Source organism: Paenibacillus solanacearum (assembly GCF_910593845.1).
In the GTDB taxonomy this organism is placed as follows: Bacteria; Bacillota; Bacilli; order Paenibacillales; family NBRC-103111; genus Paenibacillus_G; species Paenibacillus_G solanacearum.
On record NZ_CAJVAS010000010.1, the window covers coordinates 36,056 to 59,008 of the forward strand.

At 55.6% G+C, this 22,953-nt stretch carries 24 protein-coding genes; 7 read left to right on the top strand and 17 right to left on the bottom strand.

Features of this window, described 5'->3' with window-relative positions; translation table 11 throughout:
* Positions 1-171: 171 nt before the first annotated feature.
* Genes queC through queD form a run of 3 tightly spaced genes read right to left on the bottom strand, consistent with a single transcriptional unit; the run spans position 172 to position 2,074 of the window.
* Positions 172-867, bottom strand: a complete 696-nt coding sequence (gene queC, locus KXG62_RS13140) for a 7-cyano-7-deazaguanine synthase QueC (protein ID WP_246627429.1) — start codon at positions 865-867, stop codon at positions 172-174.
* A 32-nt stretch (positions 868-899) separates the two neighbouring features.
* Complete coding sequence (locus KXG62_RS13145) at positions 900-1,601, bottom strand: 7-carboxy-7-deazaguanine synthase QueE (RefSeq protein WP_218092437.1); 702 nt, start codon at positions 1,599-1,601, stop codon at positions 900-902.
* The gene (queD, locus tag KXG62_RS13150) at positions 1,598-2,074 is read right to left on the bottom strand and encodes a 6-carboxytetrahydropterin synthase QueD (RefSeq protein ID WP_218092438.1); all 477 of its coding nucleotides are present in this window, start codon (positions 2,072-2,074) and stop codon (positions 1,598-1,600) included. Before queD ends, KXG62_RS13145 begins: the two co-directional genes overlap by 4 nt.
* A 152-nt stretch (positions 2,075-2,226) precedes the next feature.
* On the opposite strand from queD, the gene KXG62_RS13155 reads away from it, so the two are divergent.
* Positions 2,227-3,624, top strand: coding sequence for an RsmB/NOP family class I SAM-dependent RNA methyltransferase (locus tag KXG62_RS13155; protein ID WP_218092591.1), 1,398 nt, complete (start codon positions 2,227-2,229; stop codon positions 3,622-3,624).
* A 120-nt stretch (positions 3,625-3,744) separates the two neighbouring features.
* Here the strand turns inward: KXG62_RS13155 and KXG62_RS13160 are convergent, their stop codons facing one another.
* Positions 3,745-4,812: a hypothetical protein gene (locus KXG62_RS13160; protein WP_218092439.1), complete on the bottom strand. Its 1,068-nt coding sequence runs from the start codon at positions 4,810-4,812 to the stop codon at positions 3,745-3,747.
* A 185-nt stretch (positions 4,813-4,997) separates the two neighbouring features.
* On the opposite strand from KXG62_RS13160, the gene KXG62_RS34065 reads away from it, so the two are divergent.
* Complete coding sequence (locus tag KXG62_RS34065; RefSeq protein WP_246627430.1) at positions 4,998-5,090, top strand: YjcZ family sporulation protein; 93 nt, start codon at positions 4,998-5,000, stop codon at positions 5,088-5,090.
* A 118-nt stretch (positions 5,091-5,208) separates the two neighbouring features.
* Here the strand turns inward: KXG62_RS34065 and KXG62_RS13165 are convergent, their stop codons facing one another.
* From KXG62_RS13165 to KXG62_RS13175, 3 genes are read right to left on the bottom strand one after another with little or no spacing between them, the layout of a single operon-like run.
* On the bottom strand, positions 5,209-5,964 hold the full coding sequence (locus KXG62_RS13165; protein ID WP_218092440.1) for a pseudouridine synthase: 756 nt from the start codon (positions 5,962-5,964) through the stop codon (positions 5,209-5,211).
* The gene (locus KXG62_RS13170; protein WP_218092441.1) at positions 5,964-7,448 is read right to left on the bottom strand and encodes an RsmB/NOP family class I SAM-dependent RNA methyltransferase; all 1,485 of its coding nucleotides are present in this window, start codon (positions 7,446-7,448) and stop codon (positions 5,964-5,966) included. Before KXG62_RS13170 ends, KXG62_RS13165 begins: the two co-directional genes overlap by 1 nt.
* Before the next feature lie 7 nt (positions 7,449-7,455).
* Entirely contained in the window at positions 7,456-9,081 is a 1,626-nt protein-coding gene (locus KXG62_RS13175; RefSeq protein ID WP_218092442.1) for a hypothetical protein, read from the bottom strand.
* A gap of 198 nt (positions 9,082-9,279) precedes the next feature.
* Here KXG62_RS13175 and KXG62_RS13180 point away from each other — a divergent pair, with 198 nt between their 5' ends.
* Positions 9,280-9,762: a thioredoxin family protein gene (locus KXG62_RS13180; RefSeq protein WP_218092443.1), complete on the top strand. Its 483-nt coding sequence runs from the start codon at positions 9,280-9,282 to the stop codon at positions 9,760-9,762.
* Positions 9,763-9,859: 97 nt separating this feature from the next.
* Here the strand turns inward: KXG62_RS13180 and KXG62_RS13185 are convergent, their stop codons facing one another.
* From KXG62_RS13185 to KXG62_RS13195, 3 genes are all read right to left on the bottom strand, one after another.
* Positions 9,860-10,288 carry a DUF309 domain-containing protein gene (locus tag KXG62_RS13185; RefSeq protein ID WP_281426780.1) on the bottom strand — a complete coding sequence of 143 codons (429 nt, stop codon included), beginning with the start codon at positions 10,286-10,288 and terminating at the stop codon, positions 9,860-9,862.
* A 30-nt stretch (positions 10,289-10,318) separates the two neighbouring features.
* Positions 10,319-11,125 (bottom strand): GTP diphosphokinase, encoded by an 807-nt coding sequence (gene yjbM / locus KXG62_RS13190; RefSeq protein WP_218092444.1) that lies wholly within the window; start codon positions 11,123-11,125, stop codon positions 10,319-10,321.
* 178 nt (positions 11,126-11,303) lie between these two features.
* Positions 11,304-12,407 (bottom strand): quinone-dependent dihydroorotate dehydrogenase, encoded by a 1,104-nt coding sequence (locus KXG62_RS13195; protein WP_218092445.1) that lies wholly within the window; start codon positions 12,405-12,407, stop codon positions 11,304-11,306.
* Positions 12,408-12,578: 171 nt separating this feature from the next.
* Between KXG62_RS13195 and KXG62_RS34365 the strand changes: the two genes are divergently transcribed.
* Positions 12,579-12,713, top strand: a complete 135-nt coding sequence (locus tag KXG62_RS34365) for a hypothetical protein (RefSeq protein WP_281426781.1) — start codon at positions 12,579-12,581, stop codon at positions 12,711-12,713.
* A 43-nt stretch (positions 12,714-12,756) separates the two neighbouring features.
* On the opposite strand, the gene KXG62_RS13200 is transcribed toward KXG62_RS34365, so the two are convergent.
* From KXG62_RS13200 to KXG62_RS13215, 4 genes are all read right to left on the bottom strand, one after another.
* Entirely contained in the window at positions 12,757-14,166 is a 1,410-nt protein-coding gene (locus KXG62_RS13200; RefSeq protein ID WP_246627431.1) for a L,D-transpeptidase family protein, read from the bottom strand.
* Positions 14,167-14,420: 254 nt separating this feature from the next.
* A complete protein-coding gene (locus KXG62_RS13205) occupies positions 14,421-14,657 on the bottom strand; it encodes a ferredoxin (RefSeq protein WP_218092447.1) in 237 nt (78 codons plus the stop codon).
* A gap of 126 nt (positions 14,658-14,783) precedes the next feature.
* Positions 14,784-15,281: a molybdopterin-guanine dinucleotide biosynthesis protein B gene (gene mobB / locus KXG62_RS13210; RefSeq protein ID WP_218092448.1), complete on the bottom strand. Its 498-nt coding sequence runs from the start codon at positions 15,279-15,281 to the stop codon at positions 14,784-14,786.
* On the bottom strand, positions 15,278-16,612 hold the full coding sequence (locus KXG62_RS13215; RefSeq protein WP_218092449.1) for a DNA polymerase IV: 1,335 nt from the start codon (positions 16,610-16,612) through the stop codon (positions 15,278-15,280). The genes mobB and KXG62_RS13215 overlap by 4 nt, the downstream gene beginning before the upstream one ends.
* A 184-nt stretch (positions 16,613-16,796) precedes the next feature.
* Here KXG62_RS13215 and cimA point away from each other — a divergent pair, with 184 nt between their 5' ends.
* Positions 16,797-18,416: a citramalate synthase gene (cimA, locus tag KXG62_RS13220; RefSeq protein ID WP_218092450.1), complete on the top strand. Its 1,620-nt coding sequence runs from the start codon at positions 16,797-16,799 to the stop codon at positions 18,414-18,416.
* A 69-nt stretch (positions 18,417-18,485) separates the two neighbouring features.
* Here the strand turns inward: cimA and KXG62_RS13225 are convergent, their stop codons facing one another.
* The gene (locus tag KXG62_RS13225; protein ID WP_218092451.1) at positions 18,486-19,019 is read right to left on the bottom strand and encodes a TlpA family protein disulfide reductase; all 534 of its coding nucleotides are present in this window, start codon (positions 19,017-19,019) and stop codon (positions 18,486-18,488) included.
* A gap of 190 nt (positions 19,020-19,209) precedes the next feature.
* On the opposite strand from KXG62_RS13225, the gene KXG62_RS13230 reads away from it, so the two are divergent.
* Together KXG62_RS13230 and KXG62_RS13235 are read left to right on the top strand one after the other, a co-directional pair.
* Positions 19,210-20,520, top strand: a complete 1,311-nt coding sequence (locus KXG62_RS13230; RefSeq protein ID WP_218092452.1) for an MFS transporter — start codon at positions 19,210-19,212, stop codon at positions 20,518-20,520.
* A 48-nt stretch (positions 20,521-20,568) separates the two neighbouring features.
* A complete protein-coding gene (locus KXG62_RS13235; protein ID WP_218092453.1) occupies positions 20,569-21,003 on the top strand; it encodes a M67 family metallopeptidase in 435 nt (144 codons plus the stop codon).
* A gap of 115 nt (positions 21,004-21,118) precedes the next feature.
* Here KXG62_RS13235 and KXG62_RS13240 read toward each other — a convergent pair whose 3' ends face one another.
* Both KXG62_RS13240 and KXG62_RS13245 read right to left on the bottom strand, forming a co-directional pair.
* Positions 21,119-21,853 (bottom strand): exonuclease domain-containing protein, encoded by a 735-nt coding sequence (locus KXG62_RS13240; RefSeq protein WP_218092454.1) that lies wholly within the window; start codon positions 21,851-21,853, stop codon positions 21,119-21,121.
* 22 nt (positions 21,854-21,875) lie between these two features.
* Positions 21,876-22,946, bottom strand: coding sequence for a DUF294 nucleotidyltransferase-like domain-containing protein (locus tag KXG62_RS13245; RefSeq protein WP_218092455.1), 1,071 nt, complete (start codon positions 22,944-22,946; stop codon positions 21,876-21,878).
* Positions 22,947-22,953 lie beyond the last annotated feature (7 nt).

Sequence of the window (22,953 nt, forward strand, 5' to 3'; positions counted from 1 at the left end):
TTTGGGCAAGAAGCTGCCGTGGCGAATGAAGGTAATTCCTCATACCCGCCGGTCGTTCTCTATAGCGATTTGATGGTATTAATAGAGCAACCATGCTTGCATATGATCAAAAGTCCGGCTCTCCCGGCGGCTTGCCGCTTGTGGAAGAACCGGACTTTTTGCTGCGTTTCGTTATGCTTCGCGATAAGCAATCGGGTCTTTCGAGCCATTCTCCTCGAACCCTTTCAGCCGCAGACGGCAGCTGTCGCATACGCCGCATGCTTCCTCCTGCCCGTTATAGCACGAGGTCGTCAAATGATAGGGAACCTCCAGACGGTTGCCTTCGCGAATAATTTCCGCCTTGGTCCAATCGATCAGCGGCGTCTCGATCCGGATCGGGCCGCCCTCCACGCCGACGCGCGTGGCCAGCGCCATCACTTCCTCCACCTTGCGGATAAATTCCGGACGGCAATCCGGGTAACCGCTGTAGTCGAGCGCATTGACGCCGATATAGATCGCTTCCGCGCCGATGACTTCGGCATAGGATGTCGCGATGGACAAGAACAGCAAGTTCCGTCCGGGCACATAGGTGATCGGAATATCGGAATCGACCGTCCCTGTCTCGCCCGCTGCCGGCACGTCGATCGATTCGTCGGTCAACGCGCTGCCGCCGAACTCTTTCAGGAAGCCGAGCGAAATGACCTTGTGCCGGTCCTCCGTTCGATAATAAGCCGCAACTTGGCGGGCATTTTCAATTTCTCTCTTCTGGCGCTGTCCGTAATCGAACGTAATCGGGTAAATGTCATACCCTTGATCGCGCGCAATTCCCATGCATGTCGTACTGTCCAGGCCGCCGCTAAGAATGACGACCGCTTTTTTTATACTCATCTTCATTGCACCTTCTTTAATTATTGTTCCGTTTACACGCCCCGCTTCGCGGGGTCCCATATGATTTTGTGCAGCTGCATGTTCAGCTTCACGCGGGACAGCCCGTGCTCCAGCATCAAGGAGACGAGTCTGGCCGGCGGCATCGTTTCCCATACCGGGCTGAACAAAGGCAGCGCCGCCGTCGGATAGGCCGACAGCACTTCTTTGGCCGCGAGAAAATCGCGCTCGCTGCCTATCACGAACTTGAGCTCATCCTGGGACCGCAGCTTGACGAGATTGGCCGTAATCATCTTATCCGACTCGCCCGAGTCGGGGAGCTTGTAATCCATAATATAGCGCACTTCCGGCGCGTCGATCCGCTCCAGGAACATGCCCAGATCGATGGCGCCGTTCGTCTCGATATGCAAATCGGTAAACCGGCCCGTTGCCACAAGCGCTTCGATAAGCGAGGCGGACTTGTCGCCGTACAGCAGCGGCTCCCCCCCGGTCAAGCACAGGTGCGTGGAGCTGTAGCTCGTTGCCTGTTCTACAATTTGGCCAATCGTAAGCACATGCTCCGCCTCCGCTGGAGGGTAGCTGTACTTCGTATCGCACCACGTGCAGCGCAGATTACAGCCGAACAGACGAACGAACACTGTCGGAAATCCCGCGCGCGTTCCTTCGCCCTCGACCGTTTCGAATATTTCCACCATCGGAAGCTTCACGTCGTACACCGCAGCATCCGGCCGCTTCATGCGCGATCATCTCCCATCATTTGCGCCGTTACCGCAGCGTAGCTTGTCGGCGTCTCCCACAGGCGGACTTCCTCCACGCGTACGTTCGGCAGCCATCCTTCTTCCCGCAGTGCCGTATCCAACTGCTCGTACATCCAGACGACCATGTTCTCCGCTGTCGTATTCATCAGAGGGAGCGCCTCGTTCAAATACCGGTGATCCAGCCGGTCGATGATCCGCTCTTTGGCGATTCGTTTGATATCGGCAAAATCGATCGCAATGCCCCGGCTGTCCACTTTGCCGCGCATAATGACCTGAAGCTTGTACGTATGGCCGTGCAGGCTCTTGCATTTGCCGTCATAGCAATGCAGGTGATGGGCGCTGTCGAACGTAAACTCTTTGGATACGAGCACTTCTTTATCGTGATATTTGAGCTCGTTTTCTTGTATATCGCGACCCAAGGTTTGTATTTTTCTAGGAATTTCGTATTCCATCGCTGTTCACCTCTCTACCAAAAAACACACACCATTATATCATGCGGGAATCGCTTCCTACAATATGGTGAAACTTGTATAATGAAACGGGAAACCTTTTGGGGAATCGTATGAGGACAAGCTGACTGAATAAAGGAGTTTGAATGATCGCTATGATTGCACTGCCAGAGGCTTATATACAACAAATGAAGGAACAGCTCGGCGCGGAGGCGGACGCCTTCTTCCGCAGCTACGCTATGCCCCGAACGCAAGGGCTGCGCATCAACCCGGGCAAACTGAGCGCGACCGGCGATGCGATGAACCGGCTGCGCGGTTTATTTTCATTGGAGCCGGTGCCGTGGTGCGAGACGGGCTTCTACTATGAGGAAGACACCCGGCCCGGCAAGCATCCGTATCACGCCGCCGGGCTTTACTATATTCAGGAGCCTTCGGCCATGTCGGCCGTTGAGCTGCTGGACCCGCAGCCGGGCGATGTCGTACTGGATCTCGCGGCTGCGCCCGGCGGCAAATCGACGCATATCGCCGGCAAGCTGGGCGGCGAGGGGCTGCTCATTTCCAACGAGATTCACGGCGCGCGCGCCAAAGTCCTATCCGAAAACATCGAACGCATGGGCGTGCGCAATGCCGTCGTCGTCAGTGCGACGCCGCAGCAGCTCGCCGAGCGCTTCCCCCGCTTCTTCGATAAAATGATGGTCGATGCACCATGCTCCGGGGAGGGCATGTTCCGCAAGGACCCGGAAGCCGTTGCGGAATGGTCGCCGGGGCATGTCGACATGTGTGCGGCGCGGCAGCTCGATATACTGGAATCGGCTGTCACCATGCTGAAGCCGGGCGGGCGGATCGCATATTCGACCTGTACGTTTAACGAGCTCGAGAACGAGCGGACGGTCGAAGCGCTGCTGCGGCGGTTTCCGGAGCTGTCGCTGGAACGGACAGAGCGCATCTGGCCTCACCTCCAGCAGGGTGAAGGGCATTTTGTCGCCGTACTCCGGCTCAGCGGCGATGCCCGCGAAGATGCGGCGCCGGCTAAGAGGCCGGAACGAACGGATGCGGCGCGGCGCTCGAAAGGCAACCGCGGCGGGCGGCGGCCGGGGGAGGAAGCGATAGAGCAGTTTCGCCGCTGGGCTTCCGAATCGCTGATCGGAGGGAGCTTGCCCCTGCCCCCGGGGGAACCGGTACTGTTCGGCGACCAGCTCTATTGGCTCCCTTCAGCGAACGGCTGTCCGTTCGGCAGCACGTGGCTGACCGGGCTGAAGGTGCTGCGGCCTGGACTGCATCTGGCCGAATGCCGCAAAGGACGCATCGAACCGGCCCATGCTTTGGCGCTGGCGATGCCTTGCGGCGACCGCGCAGGCGCAGCCCGTCAAACGATCCGTTTGGATGCGAATGATACCCGAATCGTACGCTACTTGAAGGGCGAGACGCTCCCCGCAGCGCTGCCGCAGCAAGGCTGGGTCGTTATCGCAGCGGACGACTATCCGCTGGGCTGGGGCAAGCAATCGGACGGACAAGTGAAAAATCATTACCCGAAAGGGCTCAGAAAATCGTAACGAGCATAAAAAAAATATCCGGGCATGGCCTGAACCGCACGCCGATGGTTAGCTGTCTAACGATCGGGGTACCGCTCCTGCATGCCCGGACGGTTTTACCGTTCTATACGCATTGCGAACTTAATGCACTTGTTCCGTTTCGAGCAATACTTCCTCGATGAGCCGGTTTTGGTGCATCATGCTCAAATTGATCGTGTCGAAATCTTTTTCCTTATCCAGCTCCTGCATCAGCATCATGGAGATCAGCTCGCGGTCATCGCTGCTGCCGGCTACGCGAAAATCAATAAACCCGGTCAACTGCCGCTGGCTAATATCGATCGTTGCCGTTCCGATCGGCAAGCCGCCGTAGGTTGACTGATAAATCTCATAGGTCAGCACATCTCCGTCGTCTCGCACGAGCATTACGGAGTAATCATGCTGATCGCTGCGCTTGTACCAGACATGCTCGCTGTCCGATACTGTCTCAGCCTCCGCTTCCATCTCCGCTTCGTCCAGTAAATCTTCATGCGTCAGTTCGATCGTTTCTATGATTTCATGATTGAACTTCATATCGATCACGAAGCTGTCCACCTGATCGTCGTCAAAATCCAGAACGAGCAGGTCGGCCACGACATCCAGCTCTTCTTCGGTCGGCTCCATCAGCCAATTCACCGTCCCGCTCACTTCGCGGTCTTCGATCTGGAGGAACACTTCCGCGACCCAATCTTCGTCTTTGTCGTAAATATGATACTCAATCGCATCGTCCGCTTCGCCGACAACGACTAGTTCAAAGTCGGCCATCGAGTAGTCTCCCCGTTCCATAGGGCCCTCATCTTCGATCCGGGTATCCGTATCGACCCAATCGGAATCGAAATCGAAATCTTCATCGATACCGGTTATTCGCGGATACGCTTCATCCAGGCTTTCCGTCGCAATAATATGGTCGTAGCTGCCGTATGTAGCCATCACTTCGCAGCTCTTCGCCTGGATCGCGCCGGCCAAAGCCTGTACATAGGCGTGCACGCTTTCGAAAACCGCTTCCTTTTCCGATTCCGAAAGAACCTCTTGCTCCAACTGAAGCGCTCCCGCAATGCGGTCATTTTCCCGGTATACCAACGATAAAGTGCCCACGGAACGATGATTGAATAATATATCGTTGACTTCGCCGCCAGCCGTCTTCAAATCCGGTCTAAGCATCACATTAGCCATTCGGTTCCCTCCAAGTTAGGCGATAGTGGAAGCACAGTTTTCGGCCGCCCCTGTATATCGTGCCCTCCGGAGCCCAAGATTTATTCGCCGGGACATATGACTATAGCGGATCCGGGCAGACGGCCATAACCTATAGTAAACCGATACCCCTCCTGATCGGTACAATATCGAGAGGAATGATTTCCATGTCTCATGTTCACGGCTTTTTCACATCGACAGGCACGATTCTGGTACTGTACATCCTGCTGGTGATCATCCTTCGCGCAGGAATATATTGATCCCCCGCCTGCTTGCAGCATCCTAATGCGCAAAGAGAGGTCAGGACTCGTTGTCCCGACCTCTCTTTGCACATTGCGGCAGGCGCGCGCCGTTCTGACGCATTGGCAGCGCGCTTGCTTATCCTTCTTGCCATCGCTGCGCCTGGACGAGCTGCTCCAGCTCCGCTGCCGTCAGCTCGCGGCTTTGTCCGGTACGCAGCGCCGGATCAAGGACCAGGGGGCCCATGGAAAGCCGCTTCAAGAATACGACTTTCTTACCGACGGCTTGAAACATTCGTTTGACTTGATGAAACTTTCCTTCCATAAGCGTCAGCTCGATTATGGACCGCTGTCCCTGATCCGGGTTACCGCCGTGCAATATATTCAGCCGGGCCGGCATCGTCACATAGCCGTCGTCCAGCGTCACGCCACGGGCGAACGCTTCGGCATCGTCAGCTCCTACGGCGCCGTCCACCTCCGCATAATACGTCTTCGGCACATGCTTCCGGGGAGAGAGCAAATTATGCGCCAGCTTCCCGTCGTTGGTCAGCAGCAGCAATCCTTCCGTATCTTTGTCCAGCCGTCCGACGGGAAAAATCTCGAAATGCGCGTATTCGTCTCCGAGCAAATCCAGCACCGTCCGGTCTCTCGTGTCTTCCGTAGCCGATACGACCCCTTGCGGCTTGTTGAGCATCAGGTAGACGAACTGGCGGTACGCCACCGGCTCACCCTCGACCATAATGCGGTCCCGGTCCGGCTGCACCTGCATGCCGCTGTCTTTGGCCGTCTTGTCGTTTACGGACACGGCACCGCGCTTGACGAGCAGCTTGATCTCGCTCCGCGTACCGTAGCCCGTGTGGGCGAGCAGCTTGTCCAGACGCATCGTCGCTTTCATTAGGTCCACCTCCACCCGGGGGGATATTCGTTCTTGAGCAGGCCGTCCTGCCATTTGCCCCAGCCGACGGGATGTCCGTCGACGCACACGAGGCAGTAGCCCTTCCGCTCCACGCTTTCATGCGCGGCGTGGAGTTCTTCCGGGGCGAGCTCCAGCGTCTCGCCCTTCAGATAGCGCACGGCCCGCGAGTCGTGGGCCGTCAGCATAATCCGGCGCAGCGCATCCTCCGCGCGCAGCCCCATCGCCAGCGCGTGCGAAGGCACGAAGCGCTGCTTGGCCGCGCCGCCCAGATACCATCCGGGCCGGATGACCCGGATGCCGTCCAGCGGCGGCAGCCCTGCCGGCGCGGCGTAGACATGCTCGCCGCGCAGCTCCACGGCCGCGGGCAGCGCCGCGGCCAAATGCTCGCGCGCGAAGCGGGCCAGCGCTTCGCGCGGGTCGGCCACCGCCGCTGCCGCACGGCCGGCACGGGCTGCGCTGCCGCTGCGCGGCGCGCGCGCGGGGGCCGACGCTGCCGCGGCGTGCGCGACCGCCTGCCGCACGCCGGCTTCGCCGCGGTGGCGCAGCACGGCTACGAAGTGGCCCTCGCCCCGCAGGCGATGGGGCCACAAGCGCGCCGTGCCGGCCACTTCGCCGGCTCTCGCGTAGCGGCCTTCGGGCAGCCAGTCCGGCCGCCCCGGGGCGAATCCACCGTGCCCGGTCACAGCGGGCACGACCTCAAACGCCGGATGTGCGTCCAGAAATTCGGCGATGATCGCTTCGTTCTCTTCCGGCGAGAACGTACAAGTCGAATAGACGAGCCGTCCGCCGGGACGCAGCATTTGCCCGGCTTGACGCAGCAGCGTACGCTGCATGTCCGCGTACTTGTTCACCCAATCCGGCTGCCAAGCTTTCGCCATGTCCTCTTCCTTACGGAACATCCCTTCCCCGGAACACGGGGCGTCGACGAGAATTTTGTCAAAATAACCGGCAAACGTGCGAATCATCCGTTCCGGGTCCTCGTTCAGCACAACCGCGTTGGTCACGCCGCACAGTTCCATATTTTTGACAAGGGCCTTCACCCGGTCGGGGTGCACATCGTTAGCCACGATCAGACCCGTGCCCTGCAGCTTGGCCGCAAGCTGGGTCGTTTTGCCGCCCGGCGCGGCGCACAGGTCGAGCACATAATCGCCCGGCTCCACCCCAAGCAGCTCGGCCGGCGCCATGGCGCTCGGCTCCTGAATATAATACAAGCCGGCATGGTAATGGGGGTGCTTGCCCGGACGCGCCGCCTCGCCGTAATAAAAGCCCGTTTCCGCCCAGGGCACCGGGTCCAGCTTGAGCTCTGTCAGCTCGAGCAAACGGGAAGCAGACACTTTGAGCGTATTCGCCCGTAGCCCGTACAGCCGGTCCTCCTCGTAAGACGCCAAGAAGGCCGAATACTCGGCCCCAAGAAGTGATCTCATTCGTTCTAAAAAAGCAGCAGGCGCAGCCGGCCCTGTCATCGACAAATCAACTCGTTTCGGTAGGAATCTGGAAGAAATATATTTTGTCGCCTTCCGGCTGCGTATGATACCGGGACAGCCAATGTCCGCTCAGCCAAACAAAATCGCGATTATCCCAATTGTACTTCTTATAATTGTTCACTGCAACGATCAGGTCCGGGCGTGTAAACGAGCTGACGAAGATCCGCTTGCTCGTTTCATCCGCATACATGATCGCATCTTCCTCCGGCAGCAGGACCGCTTCTTTCGTCCGCCAGCGGGACGAATAATACGTGCGATCGGGCATGTTCACGAACACCTGCTCCGCTGCCGTTTCGTTGTTGACATCGGTAAACGCGCTCCCGAACAAGATGTCTTTCCGGTCCCAGCCGTCGGGCACGTCGATTTTTTGCAGCGGCGTCATCGTACCGGTCGACAAATCGCCGGCTAGCCAGCCTGTCGTTTTTTTGTAGGGCAGCCCTTGGCCGTTCGTCTCCACCGTGAACCGGTGAAGCAGCACGATCTTCTTGTCCTCGCTGTAGCCTCCCCCGTATTCCAGCCGCTCCGGCGAATCCTTCGGCAGGCTGAACCGCTGCAGCGGCGCGCCCTTCAGGTCCGCGAACTGCACGCCGAACGGATACAGCATCGCCCGGTTATCGTTGAGACTAAAATGCCGCACCTCGCGGTCATACGTGAAGTTGTAGTACAGCAGCTTGCGGCCGGCGTCCATTCCCGCCTCCACCAGACCCGTCTCCGCGGCAAATGGCTGCTTCGCCTCCGACGTATTCAGATCGATCCATCGCACATCGCTGCGGAACAAACCGGCCGCATACAGCGCGATGCCCGCAGGAGACGCGATGAGCTTGTCCCTTACTTCCAGCTCCGGCACCGGCGGCGCAATAATGTTCGCGGCGCCCGTCTGCAGATCGTAGCTGACAATCCCTCTGCCGCTGTCCTTCAGGAGCAGCCGCCGTCCGTCGGGCGATACGGCCGATTCCCCGAAGGTTATCGCTGATAACGCTCTGTCTCCGTCCTGGAAGCGGTACAAATCGAGCACCGGCGTAACCGTACGCTTCGCCACCGAAAACCGGTTCACGCGAAGCACCCGGTCCCGGCCTTCGTTTTTTAGCGTCAAGTATAACCATTCATCGTTATTGACAAAGCCGAGCAGCTTCGTGAACCGCAACGCTTGCTCGGGGGCTGCTCCGAACGAATAACCGATCGGGTCGCTTTGCAGCAGCTGCCGCTTCGGATCAATCGTCACCGCGTCCGCCTGGCTCCACGTTCCGTCATCCCGCATATTCGTCCGCATGACAATATAGACGATTTGGCTGCGATCCGGCAAGCTGTACTGCCCAATGACATGCGCCCCGTCTTTTAGTGTATACAACGTGCCCTTCGTTACCTTCGATTTCGATGCCGTCAACTCCGGGAATTCATGTGCCGTGATGGAGCCGTTCTCTGCCTTAAACGCGTCAACGACTCGATAGCTTGGCGCTTCCGTAAATACCGCGACATTGTCCGCCGCACGCTCCGGCTTTATCGCGTCCCGCGTCGATTTTGCCCCGCTGGTCAAATACAAGCCGTAAAACAGCAGCGACGCGATGCAAAAGCCGAGAATATAGCCTATATACGCCGATTGTCTTCTGATCATGGACCCCCCTGCGCCTCCCTAGTCGTCAACATCCATGATTGCGGCTTATGTTCGCAAATCTGTTTAATTTAAATTCCACAAGACAGTCGAAATTCCTTCCTGTTTGTTGTATGATCAAGTTAGGAACATTTATTTAGTAACCTATGTTTTTTAGGCGGACAGGTTGGTTTTATATTTTCGATGGAAAGTAGGAGCAAGATGAAGAAACTGGCTATTTATTTATCGATCATTGTTGTACTTTTCGGCGCATTGTATATTGTCAATCAACAGTCAACCGAGGCAAAGCTGGGCAAATATACGGACAATGTATACGGCATCGCGCCGGGCAAGCTTCATCCCGAAACGATCAAGCAGCTGGACGACCCGAACTACCAGAACATCATCTTGCCGGACGCGCTGGACAAAAAGATTACCGCAAAGGAAAGTTTCTTCCTGTACTACTTCGCTTCCACCTGCGTTCACTGCAAAGCGACGACTCCCGTACTGATGCCTGTCGCCAAATCGCTCAGTGCGGACATCAAGCAGTTTAATCTGGAAGAATTCAAGAACGGCTGGGACAAATACAAAATTCAAGCGACGCCGACTTTGATTTATTACAAGGAAGGCAAGGAAGTCGAGCGCATCGAAGGCGAGCAAACGGCCGATACTTTCAAAAATTTCATTTCCAAATACAAGTCATAAGCCTTTTTTTCGCGACACGCCAAAAAGTACTGGATGCAACCGATCCAGTACTTTTTTCGTTGAATGCTGTGACTTGCCTCTTCCCGCAGTTCGGTCGTCACCGGTTCGTGTCCGCCTCATGCTCGCCTGGCGGATGCAGCCGAAGCTTCTCGACGGCTTCTTCGAGCACCGGGTCGACGATACGAATGTCCAAGTCGTAACAAGCGAACGGCTCCTCGTGCAGCCGGTGCAGCTTATGCAGATAAAGACGGCTTTCCTCCCGGAGCGACGCCAGATCGATTCCGAGCGTCTCCGCCGGATGCCCTTCCAGCTTCTCCAGCGCTGCGGTGAACAGCTTGATCGAGCCATTGGCGTTGCCGTTCTGGTGATGGTACAGGCCGACCGCGACTTGCAGCAGCCCCTGGTACAGCGGATCGCGGCCTTCTTCCAGCCACAGCTCCTCCAGCACTTCATGACATTCGAAATAATCGCGGGCCATATTAAAATAGTATATAAATTGAACGTACAATCGGTCATACGTCTGCAAGTCGATGAACCTCCCCCGTTCGAATCGGCGTCATTTGGAGGAGTTGCCTTTTTTCGCGCGGACGATCGCTTCCTCTACCTGACCGAGCAGCTCCTTCAGCAGCCATACGTCATCCGTATCCCACAGCTCGTTAAACCGCATCTGGAATTGCGCCGCCTCGCGCACACGATGGAAAAAGTACAGCTCATGGATGCCGTTCAATACTTTGGAAACGATGTTCGACTTATCCTCGAACAGCTTCTGCGCTTCCATAATTTCCTCGCGGATGCTGCTCATTTCCTGATCGAGCAGGAACGCCGCTTCCGCCGCCTTGCTCAGCCGGTTCACCACTTCCTTCGGCAAGCTTTCGCGGTACTTGTAGTTCAGCGAATGCTCGATAGTCGCCCAGAAGTTCATCGCTAGCGTACGGAGCTGGATTTCTGCAAGCACCCGTTTCATGCCGAGCGCGGTTTGCACCGGATATTCCACAATAATATGGTAGCTTCGATAGCCGCTCGGCTTTTTATTTTTAATGTAGTCTTTCACATACAGCACCGTCATGTCCTCGCGCTGCCGGATCAGCTCCGCGAGACGGTCGATGTCTTCCACGAACTGGCACATGATCCGGATGCCTGCGATGTCCTCGATCCCGGTCTCCAGCTGCTCCATCGGCACATTAAGCCGTTTGGCTTTCTCGAGGATGCTGGACACCTTTTTCACGCGTCCGGTTACGAATTCGATAGGCGAGTATTCCTCACGGCTTTTCAGCTCGGTACGAAGCGTCTTGAATTTCACTTTCAGTTCTTCAATCGTCTGCTCGTAAGGCAGCAGAAATTTTTTCCAATCCCAGCCTTCCATTGTTGTCAACCTCCTACGTCGCAACTTCCCTCTATTCCCTATTCAGATGGAAGCTGTCAGCCAGTGCAACTTCCCCTGCTGCTTGGGAGTGAAGTCATCAACCTCCACAGCTCCCCTTCTCTCACAGAGACGAAAGCTGCTGACACCTGCAGCCCCCGCACAACCGGCGGGAGCTACGTTACTTCGAGCGATGCGCCGATCCGACCGCTTCCGAGATGCGGCTGAACCCGTCTTTGCGCAGCAGTGTCTTGAGCCCGTCGTTCAGCTTGCGCAGAAGCCCAGGACCTTCATATATAAGGGCGGTATACACTTCGACCAGACTGGCTCCGGCTCGTATTTTTTCGTATGCGTCCTCCGCCGTAAAAATACCGCCCGACCCGATGATCGGCAGCTTTCCGTCGGTTAACCGATATATCGTCCGAATGAGCTCGGTAGAGCGCTCAGTGAGCGGCCTGCCGCTAAGCCCTCCGGTTTCCTTCCGGTTCTCGTGGGACAAGCCGTCGCGGGAAAGCGTCGTGTTCGAGGCGATAATGCCGGATACGCCGCTCCGGTCGATCGTAGCCACCGTATACTCGACTTCCTCCGGGGTTAAGTCCGGCGCGATTTTGACGAGCACCGGCTTTTGCCTCCCGCCGAATTTCGCGTGCTGCGCCTGAATTTCGCCGATGACCGCGGCAAGCAGCCGCGACAAGTCGTCTCCGTGCTGCAGATTTCGCAGATCCGGGGTATTCGGCGAGCTGATATTGACCACGAAAAAATCGCCGTACCCGTACAAAGCCCGGATACAAGCGCGATAATCGTCCTCCGCCTGCTCGTTCGGCGTCGTTTTGTTTTTGCCGATATTAATGGCAAGCGGGATGGAACGATGTCCCTGGTTGCGGAGATTCCGCTTCATGCCGTCGATCCCTACGTTGTTGAAGCCCATCCGGTTGATGAGCGCAGCGTCCGGCGGAAGCCGGAACAAGCGCGGCTTTTCGTTGCCCTCTTGCAGTTTAGGCGTCACCGTCCCGACTTCCATGAAGCCGAAGCCGATGTTCGAAAAGCCCGGAACCGCCTTCGCGTTCTTATCGAGGCCGGCGGCAAGCCCGACCGGATTATCGAAGCGGATGCCCCACAGCTCCGTCTGCAGCTCCGGACACGGCCTGACTCCGTACATGGCGCGGAGCAGTCTGCGTCCGCCCGGCACGTTTCCAACCGTATGAAGCCCGTCGATCGTAAGATGATGCGCTTGTTCCGGATCCATCCGGAACAGCACCGGCTTTGCTATATTTTTGTAAAGCATCTGTTATGTTCTCTCCCTCTGAAGCCGCGTATCCTAGTGCAACCCTTCTTTTGACAGTTTATCGTTAAATCGCTCAAAAATAAAGTAGGCATCTGTGAATTCTGCATCGGCGAATCGATTCCGGTTATGCTAAAATAGGCTTAAACCCTAGAAAAGGCAGGACTGATCCGCATGCCAAAAAAGAAAACCTCTTACGTTCAGCGCAAACAAAAGGACGAGCCGAACAAGAAGCTGATTATATGGATCAGCTCTATCTTCGGGCTCATCGTCATCGCCATGGCCTTGCTGCTGATTTTGAATCCTTGAGTCTGCGGCGGTTCGTTGATAACGGCTCGCGATGCGACGCGCATCAATCCAGCCAGCGGTATACTTTGCCCGGATTCGTATCGTCGCTTACGGCAGGCACCTGATACGGCTTGCCCGAACGCACCTCTTCGAGCGGCAGCATCCCTTTTCCGATCGTAACGGGTGTGCCGAGCGGCACCAGATCGAACAGCTCTTCAATATCTTCCTTGCGCATTCGTATGCATCCCAGCGATTGATCCTTCCCGATGCTGGACGGCTTATTCGTGCCGTGAATCGCGTAGTTCGTATCGGATAATGTCATACCTCTGCTGCCGAACTCGCCGTCTGATTTGCCGTTCGGATTGCGCACCTTCTCCGAGATGGCGAAGGTCCCTTCCGGCGTACGGGAGCCGCCCAAACCTACCGCATAGCTGCGTACAATGATATTGCCGCTCGCTACGGCGAGCCGGTGCGCCGTCTTGTCCACGATGATCCGCATCGGCTCGCCGAGCGGTTTGGTCAGTCCGTCCGTGCCCGCCTCAGGCAGCGCCTTGGCCCCCGCAGCCGAAGCTTGCTTCGCCGCTGCAAGCTCTGCGCCCAGCGCATCCTTCTGCCGTTCAAACCGCTCCTGCATGTATGGCGTAAGTCCCGGCAGCATATTGTTCGGGTACGCTGCCGTCAGCTCGGAGCTCTGCTGCGGCATGCGGCCGTTCCGCTCCATATAGGCGGCCAGCGCCGACTTCAAGACAAGCTCCTGCTCCTGTGTGGACATCCACGCATCGACGATCGCCTCCGCCTTGGCAGAATCGCTCGGCTCGCATTCACAGCTCTGCGCGTCATGATAATAAATTTGCTGCTGCGATGCGTCCTGCTTCGCTTCCACGGACAGAATGAGCTGCGGCTTCTTTAACCAGCCGATCCACGAGGTCCCGCCGAGCGGGAGCCCTCTGGCCAGCAGCCCGAAGCTGCTGACCCGCTCCTGCAGCAGCATTTGCTGCAGCGCGGCGCCGACCGATGCCTTGCTCTTGCCGCCGGACAAGTAGTATACTTTCGTCTCTCGCACCTGCGCGCTGCTTACATCCGGCGGAAGCGGGAGCTCCCGGCTTGTCTCCTCCGGCGTCCACGGCCATGAGCCCGGCGCGATCAATACGGAGGCCGCGGCCAGCAGAAGCAGGACGGCCCAGCGCAGTACGCCGCGCGTCCGCGCCCGTTTGCGGCCGGCATGCCAGCGCTCGATCGATTCCAGCTCCTCCGTAGGCAAACTTATTTTTTGATTCTCGTACGCTTCGTAGATTTCCCCGGCCTGCGCATAGCAATAGAGCGCTTTCCCTTGCTTTCCCTGCGACTCGTAATCTCGCCCGAGCAAATACCAGGCCATTTTATTTTCCGGGTGCGCCTTGACGTATTTTTTCAAATACATCGGGTCCTGCTTGAAAAACAGCTCCAATTGTTCGCCCGTTGGTTTCGTTTTCACGACAAGACCCCTTTCTTTCCGCATGCTCCTCTTCTATATCGGTTTTTATCAAGCGAACATGAAGAAAAAACCTTTCCCATCGGAAAGGTCGTTCCTGCGGATAGATTCGGTGAAATGCCGAAAAGAACGGAATGTTGTCGGTTGTGCGGGGATATACAAGAGGGCGGACGCTGCAAGAGTGGGAAAATGAGTATAGCAAAAGAGCCTACTCCACATGTATGGGAACAGGCTCTTTTCGCCGTTGCAAAAACCGATTATTTATTAAAAGGAGCATCCGCTACTTTAATGGAATCGGTAGGACAGCCGTCTTGCGCATCCTGCAGATCGTCGAACAGATCTTCCGGAATTTCCGTGTTACCCGTGTTTCCGTCGCCGTCGAAAATAACTTCAGCAAGACCCTCATCGTCGTAATCGTAAATATCAGGTGCGGTCGCGCCACAGGCGCCGCAGGCGATACAGGTATCTTTCTCCACCCATGTGTATTTAGCCATGACTTATATTCCTCCTTAATTGTGCAGCCTCATCCTAAAATATAATATAAATGCTTTGAAAGTTCAAATAGAAAGTAGAGAACGGTTTGATACCTTCCTGCTATGGAACAGGGCTTCCGGTATTTGTTATTCCGCAAGTCCTTCAATGAAACTGGCGATGCCTTCCACATCATCGGGATCGTAGATGGGAGTCCCGCCCGGCGGTTCGGAAGCGTAAGCTGCATCCGTCGTTACCCAAGCGAGCGGTCTTTCGGACAACTCGGCAACGATGGCCGCTTGCTGAGGCGAACGGAACACCGCGATTTTCGGAAAAGGCTCCCGCTTGAACCCTTCGATAATAATCAGGTCGTAGCGTCCCTCCCACTGCTCAATCAGCTGCCCCAATGCCGGAGCGCACCGTTCATATAGATGAAGCGCATGCGGCGACAGGACGGCGACAGCCGAAGCGCCCGCCTCGATCCATCGCGTGGAGTCGGTTCCCTCGACTTCTTTATAGTGCCCATGGCCGTCATGCTTTATGACCGCGACCGACAGGCCGCCGGCTTCGAGCCGCGGGACGAGCTTCTCGATCAGCGTCGTCTTGCCGCTGTCCGAATATCCGGCAAATCCGATCACCTTCGTCATTCTTCCTCCAGCCCTTTCAGCTTCAAATGATCCATCTGCAGCGATGTTCCCCGCACTTTCCCGTTGCGGATCAGTGCGGACGGATCGTCGCTAAGCATGCCTGCCGTCAAAATGACGCTTTCCCCGTATTTGTCGCGCAGCGCATCCATTGCTTTGTTCAGCTTTTCTTTGAGCGGCTGTTTTTCGTAGTCGAACAGGTCGAGCTGGACGGCCGCCTCCCGCTTCGCCTCCAAATTTTGCAGCGTAATCCCGAGCAAGCGGACCGGCTCGCCGGTTTGCCACTGCGTATCGAATAGCTTGCATGCCGCTTTGTAGAACTCGTCGGCGTTCTCGGAAGCATGCGGCAGCTTGGATGCCCGGGTAATCGTCTTCATGTCGGGGTCGCGGATCGTAATCTGCACCGTATGGGCCAGCAGCCCCTGCTTGCGCAGCCGGCGTCCCACCTGGTCAGACAAATTCAGAAATACGCGGTGAATGTCATGCTTGTCTTTCACATTGACCGGCAGCGTGGTCGTATGGCCGATCGATTTGCTTTGCTCCCGCTCCGGATTGACCGGCGAATCGTCTTCGCCGTTAGCGGCAAGCAGCAGATGAGCCCCATACACGCCGAAGCGATCGGTAAGCAGCCGCTCATCCGCCTTAGCCAGCTGACCGAGCGTATGAATTTGCAGCTTCTTCAGCTTCTCCGCCGTCTTCCGGCCGATGCCGAACAATTCCGCACACGGCCGCGGCCACAGCACATGCGGTACATCGCGCTTCCGCAGCACCGAAATGCCATTGGGCTTCTTCATGTCCGAAGCCATTTTGGCCAGCAGCTTGTTCGGAGCGACACCGATGGAGCAAGGGAGACCGAGCTCCTCGCGAATGCGCAGCTGAATTGCCTGAGCGATATCGAGCGGCACGCCGAATATTTTGGAACCGGTAATGTCGACATAACATTCGTCAATGGACACCGCTTCCACGAGCGGCGAGTATTCGTATGCGATTTTCATGAACCGCCGGGAAAACTGCCGGTACAAATCGAAGTCCGGCCGGATCAGGACCAGATCCGGACATAGACGAAGCGCCTGCTTTACCAGCATGCCGGTTTTGACGCCTACCGCACGCGCCTTGTAGGAGCAAGTGACGACAATGCCTTTGCGCAGCTCCACGCTTCCGGCGACGGCAAGTGGCTTGCCTTTATACAATTCCGGTTCTACCGCTTCATGAACCGAGCAGTAGAACGCGTTCATATCGATATGCAAAATAACTCTTCCATTGACAGGATAACCGCTCGAGCCCGCGTTCGTCACAAAAGGAACACCTCCGGCGATATCATCTTCTCCCAGCATACCTACACCCCGAATCAAGGTCAAGACGAACAAGGGACCTTCGCCTGAAAAAGTGTACACGGCCCCGGGAAAATTGTGCTATAATGATGTAATATACTTTGCGGCTGAGAAGGGAAATACGATCAAGTTAACGATTCGGTCCCGTATCAGCGCAACAGAGGTTGATGGATCAGGAGGCCAGTTTATGAATAGCACGATCAAAATATTCGATACGACACTTAGGGACGGTACCCAAGGCGAAGGAATCAGCCTGTCCGTCGAAGACAAATTGAAAATCGCCCAGAAGCTCGATACGCTGGGTGTTTCTTATATTGAAGGCGGCTGGCCGGGAAGCAACAATAAAGATATTGAGTTTTTCATTCGCGTCAAAGAGCTGTCGTTCAAGCATGCGAAAGTGACGGCTTTCGGAAGCACGCGCCGCAAAGGGACCAAGGCGGAGAACGATCCGAACTTGAACCGGATTCTTGAAGTCGGCGTGGCCGCCGCGGCGATCTTCGGCAAGTCCTGGGACTTTCAGGTGCATACGGCGATCCAGACGACGCTGGAAGAAAATTTGGCGATGATCTACGATTCCGTCCGCTACTTGAAGAGCAACGGCTTGGAAGTGATCTACGACGCTGAGCATTTCTTCGACGGCTACAAGAGCAATCCCGAATATGCGCTGGCGACGATCAAGCAGGCGGAAGCGGCCGGCGCGGACTGGATCGCCTTGTGCGATACGAACGGCGGTACGCTCCCGCATGAAATAACGGAGATCGTAAAGACCGTGTGCCAGAACATCGCTACGCCGATCGGCATTCACGCGCATAATGACTGTGAGCTCGGCGTTGCCAACAGCATCGCAGCTGTAATGGCCGGCGCCCGACAAGTTCAAGGCACGATTAACGGGTATGGTGAACGATGCGGCAATGCCAATCTGGTGTCCATCATCCCGAACCTGCAGCTCAAGCTGAAATACGACGTCATCTCTGCGGACCAGTTGGCGAGCTTAAGCAGTATTGCCCGCTATGTCAGCGAAATCGCGAATATGCATATGCCGATCAATCAGCCGTATGTCGGTTCGGCGGCGTTCGCCCACAAGGGCGGCATTCACGTCTCGGCCATTTTGCGGGACTCCAGTACATACGAGCATATTACGCCGGAGCTTGTGGGCAACAAGCAGCGTGTGCTCGTCTCCGAGTTGGCCGGTCAAAGCAACCTCGTATTCAAGGCCCAGGAGCTCGGGCTGGAGTTCGATACGAATAATCAGCAGACGAAGCTGCTGATCGAGCAAATCAAGGAAATGGAGCATCAGGGCTACAAGTTCGAAGGGGCCGATGCGACACTCGAGCTGTTGATGCGCAATGCCTATGGTATGCTCGAAGAAATTTTCACGCTTGAATCGTTCAAAATCATGGTGACCAAATCGGCCGGACAACCGGTTCTTTCCGAAGCGATCGTCAAGCTGAAGGTGCATGGGGAGACCGTATACAATGCGGCGGAAGGCAACGGACCGGTCAACGCGCTCGACAACGCGCTCCGCAAATGCTTGAAAAAGCATTACCCGGGCATCCAGCATATGCATTTGTCCGACTATAAAGTCCGCGTTCTCGACGATAAAAATGCGACAGCCGGCAAAGTACGGGTGCTGATCGAATCGTCCGATTTCAAAAATGCATGGAATACGGTAGGTGTGTCGGAAAATATTATCGAAGCGAGCTGGCACGCGCTCGTCGACAGTATGCGCTATGCCCTTCTCTCGCAATCGCGCACCAGCCATCAGCCGGAAGAACAGCGTGAGCAAGTCGGGCTTGTAAACCATTAATGCTTCTATAATAAACTACCAAAAAGCTGCAGTTCCCGTTTTCATAACGGAGACCGCAGCTTTTTTTCGTTACGCTTCAATTAATGACTGTATGCGTTGCTCCAGCTCATCGCGCGGAAGCACGTGAATCACTTCTTTTAAATTCCCGTGTTTGTCGATCAAGAAGCTGGTCGGGACAAACAAGATCCGGTAAACAGCAGCCGCCTCCCCTTGAGCGTCCAGCAGCACGGGAAAGTGATACCCGTATTGTTTGACGAAGCTCCGCGCCTCCTTGAGGCTGTCTCCTTTGGTAACATTCACGGCGTACAGATCGATCTTTCCTTTGTACCGCTCGTATAGCTGCGCCAAGTCCGGGGCCTCCTCGTGACAAGGCCCGCACCATGACGCCCAGAAATTAACGATCAGCGGCTTATCCCGCGGACCGCCGACATGATACTCTCCCCCATCCATGCCCTTCAAAGAAAACGAAGGTACTGCTTGACCCTGCTTTAGCTCCGGCCGGGCCGCAGATGCTTGTGCAACAGCGTCCCCCGCTTTACTTTGGTACAGACCCAGCACAACTAAAAGGACGGCGATTGCCGCCAACCATGTGATTTTTTTCATCTGCTTGCTCCTCGTAGTCGCTATTCGGATGGGCGCATGCTTGCGCCGCACTTTTCCAGTATCTCCAAAATGCCGGCAAACGTTACATTAATGCCGTTTTCCTTCATTAGGTATCGTCCTAAGGCATGGTGAATGATAGATACGGGAACATTAGGTTCATCTTATGTAAATAGAGGAGCAGAATGAAGTAATGGAAAAAACGAAGCGAAAAAAACTCGATATTACGTTTGAAAGCGACGTAAGCTGGAAGCCGAAGGAGCGAACCGGACAAGCCGAAACGAAGGGGAACAATAGCGGTGAATCGAAAGGAAGAATATGGGAGTTCATTGCGATCGCTTCCGTTCCGCTTGTCCTCGTGCTCGGCAACTCGATGCTCGTTCCAATTTTACCCGACATGCAGGAACGATTGGGCATCAGCCAATTCCAAAGCAGTCTAGTCATCACCCTCTTTTCGGTAACGGCCGGCCTGGTTATTCCACTATCTGGTTATTTATCCGACCGATTTTCCAGGAAAAGCATCATGATTCCATCGCTCATTATATACGGCGCCGCTGGAGTTCTGGCAGGCTTCGGGGCGATCTGGAACTCCTACACAACGATCATTATTGCCCGGGCAATTCAAGGGCTTGGCGCCGCAGGAACAGCTCCGATCGCCATGGCGCTCGCCGGTGATTTATATAAGGAAGGAACGGAAAGCAAGGCGCTTGGCTTAACGGAGGCTTCGAACGGCACAGGTAAAGTCGTCAGTCCGATCATCGGATCATTGCTCGCCCTTATTGTATGGTACGCGGCTTTTTTTGCTTTTCCCGTCTTTTGCGCGCTATCGCTGCTGGCGATCATGTTCTTGATCAAGGAACCGGAGAAAACGAAGGAACCGATGAAGCTCGGCGAATACTTGCGGAGCATCGGCAAAGTACTGAAGGAAAAAGGCCGTTGGTTAATTACATCGTTTATAGCCGGGTCGGTCTCGCTCTTCGTATTGTTCGGCGTGCTCTTCTACTTGTCCGATATTTTGGAGGTTGCCCCTTACCATATCGACGGTGTAAAGAAAGGGATGGTGCTTGCCATTCCGCTGCTTGGCCTTGTCATCACGTCCTACACAACCGGGTCGTTGATCAAGAAAAACGGAACAGTCATGCGCTGGCTCATCAATATCGGACTTGGGATCATGACGGTCGCGCTCGGATTGTGTATCTTCCTCTTTAATAAAAACATATACCTGTTTATCGGCCTGCTTACTTTGAGCAGTATCGGAACCGGCTTGCTGCTCCCCTGCCTGAATACGATGATTACAGGCTCGGTCAAACGGGACCAGCGCGGGATGATTACGTCCATCTACAACAGCTTGCGTTTTTTGGGCGTAGCGGCAGGACCGCCTTTGTTCGGGTGGATGATGGAGAAATCGCATCAGATGGTTTTCATTACCGTCGCCACCATGGCCTTGATTACGCTCGGACTTGTGTTTTTCCTGGTCAAACCGCATGGGAAGGTTGGAGGTTGACCTCCGCCGCATTATAATGGATGTAAAAGCGGCAAAGGAACTATGGATATGATTCGCATCAGCAAGCAAGCTTATCGCGAGATGATTGCATACTGCATACAGCAACAGCCGCATGAAGCATGCGGCTTTTTGTCAGGTTATCGCGGCGACAGTTCCGTGTCCGATCGAATCGATCGTTTTATTCCCGTAAGCAACCGGTCGCCGCGGCCGGAGAATCATTTTGACATGGACCCTCGCGAGGTTGTAAGCGTCTTATATCAACTGGAGACTAGCGGTGCAATCCTGCTCGGTATCGCTCACTCCCACCCTCAAGCTCCACCCGTCCCTTCTGGCGAAGACTTGCTCACCGCCTGGCATCGAACAGCAACGCATTGGATCGTATCGCTTCAAGGCAGTGTCCCGCTTGCCAAGGTATATCGTTATGCTGCACTTGATGACGGTACGGTTGCATGGTCCGGTATTCCGATGATCGTAGAGGATTGAATATATCGCTGAAAAAACAGAATCACGATGAAGATCGGCACAAACGACAATTGTGCTTGACCGACAAAAAAGAGCCTTCAGCTTACTGCTTTGCGCAGCATGCGGGAAGACTCTCTTAAAGATGATGGCTTAATTGCAAATACAAATCGCCCAGCGAATGGACGTCCCGGGATCTGATTTCTTCCAGCAGCTTCACCCACAGCCTCGCCGTCATGACCGCATCCTCCAGCGCGTGATGGCGAACTGTCGTTTCTACGCCGTACAGCGCCAGCATCGAATCCAGATCATACGCAGGCAGCTTCGGATTCAGCCATTTGGCGATGATCATCGTGTCCAGCAGCCGGTGCGATAAATTGACCTTTGACGTTTTCCAGAGCGCGGAATTCAGAAAGTGCTTATCATGCCCCGAGCCATGTGCAATCAATATTTTGGATTGGACAAATTCGAGAAATCCTTTCAAAGCATGCAGAATGTCCGGCGCTTCCTGCACCATTTCATTGGAGATGCCCGTCAGCTCTACGATTTCCTTCGGGATGCTCCGCTTTGGATTCACCAGACTGTAAAACGTTTCCTCGGTGATGAAGCTCCCCGCCACTGAGACGGCTCCGAAGGAAATGATCTCGTCTCCGTTATACGGCGAAAAACCGGTCGTTTCCAGATCGAAAACGACCAGTTCCACCGAATCCAGCGAAATATCGTACAGCGAGTTTTTACGCTGTTCCTTCATCATGGATCGAATGAAAGCCATCTGTTGAGCGCTTCGCGCATCGAACATCGAAGTGATGGCCGGCGTCAGGCCTCCCATTTTATATAAGCTCCACATTCGTCCGGCAGGTTTCATATCTTTCATTTCCGATCACCTAACCTTTTTTTCACAACTCCCGATGAACTCTCTTTTTTACATACTTTTGCAAGTCGTTGCCAATCCGCAAGCAAAGCTTCAGCTCGGATGCCCGTTCTTTGGTCAGCTGCTCGGCCGACAGCTTGCCGCGGGTCGTATAATGGCCGTCTTCGATTTGGTACGGAGTCATTGACCGCAGCTTCAAGGCGATGGCCAGCGCCTCCAGAAAGTCGTCTCCCAGCTCCTCCTCAAGCGCCTGAGACGATACGAGCGAACGGATGCGATCTTCTGTAGAGCTGCAGCGTGCGCCGGCTTCCAGGGCAAGCAGCCGGACACCGTTCACAATCGGAATATAGGCTCCGTACTTAATATCTACGCCGCCGGCATCTTCCCCATACCGTTCCTTGATCAGCTGCCCGAACAGCCCGATCGATACTTTGTGATGAAGCGTGTTGCGCAGCAAATATTCAAGCATCTCGGGCTTATCGGCCAAATATTGTTGAAACACATCCATGATTTGGTCGGCCAGCGAAGTATCGCCATAAATTGCCCGCAAATCGGCGGTAATGAGCAAGTATCTCACATGCTCCCAATCCGGTTCGCCGAACCAGTCGAGCAGCATGGAGCGATACGCCGCCAAAGGCTTCAGCCATCGCTCATTCGTACAGATCACCCCGCCGCTGCAGGGCGGATACCCGGCCGACAGCAGCAGCGTATATATGGCCTCCGCCAACCTGGGATAATACGTCTCCGCCGCCTGCCGATCCGCTTCCGACTGCGGATCGGCATACACGAGCCCGTTATCCTGATCGCTCCAGAGCGTCTGCTCGCTCCGTCCTCCGCTGCCGAAGAGCAAAAAGGCGTAAGGGAGAGGCGGCGAGCCCGCCCCTTCATCCAGCAGCTTCCGCTCCGCCCATGCAACGACTTGGCGAATAATCGCATCATGAAATGCGTTCGTATCCCGATTCCAATCCAGCGGGGAGGAAAAAAGAAGACGCCGCTGGAACGCCTCATGCGCCTGACCCCGGAACGCGCGCAGCTCCGATATATTACGGGCGCTTGCGATTTCCTGCAGAATCCATTCCGATGAGTGACGTTCCATAACGTAT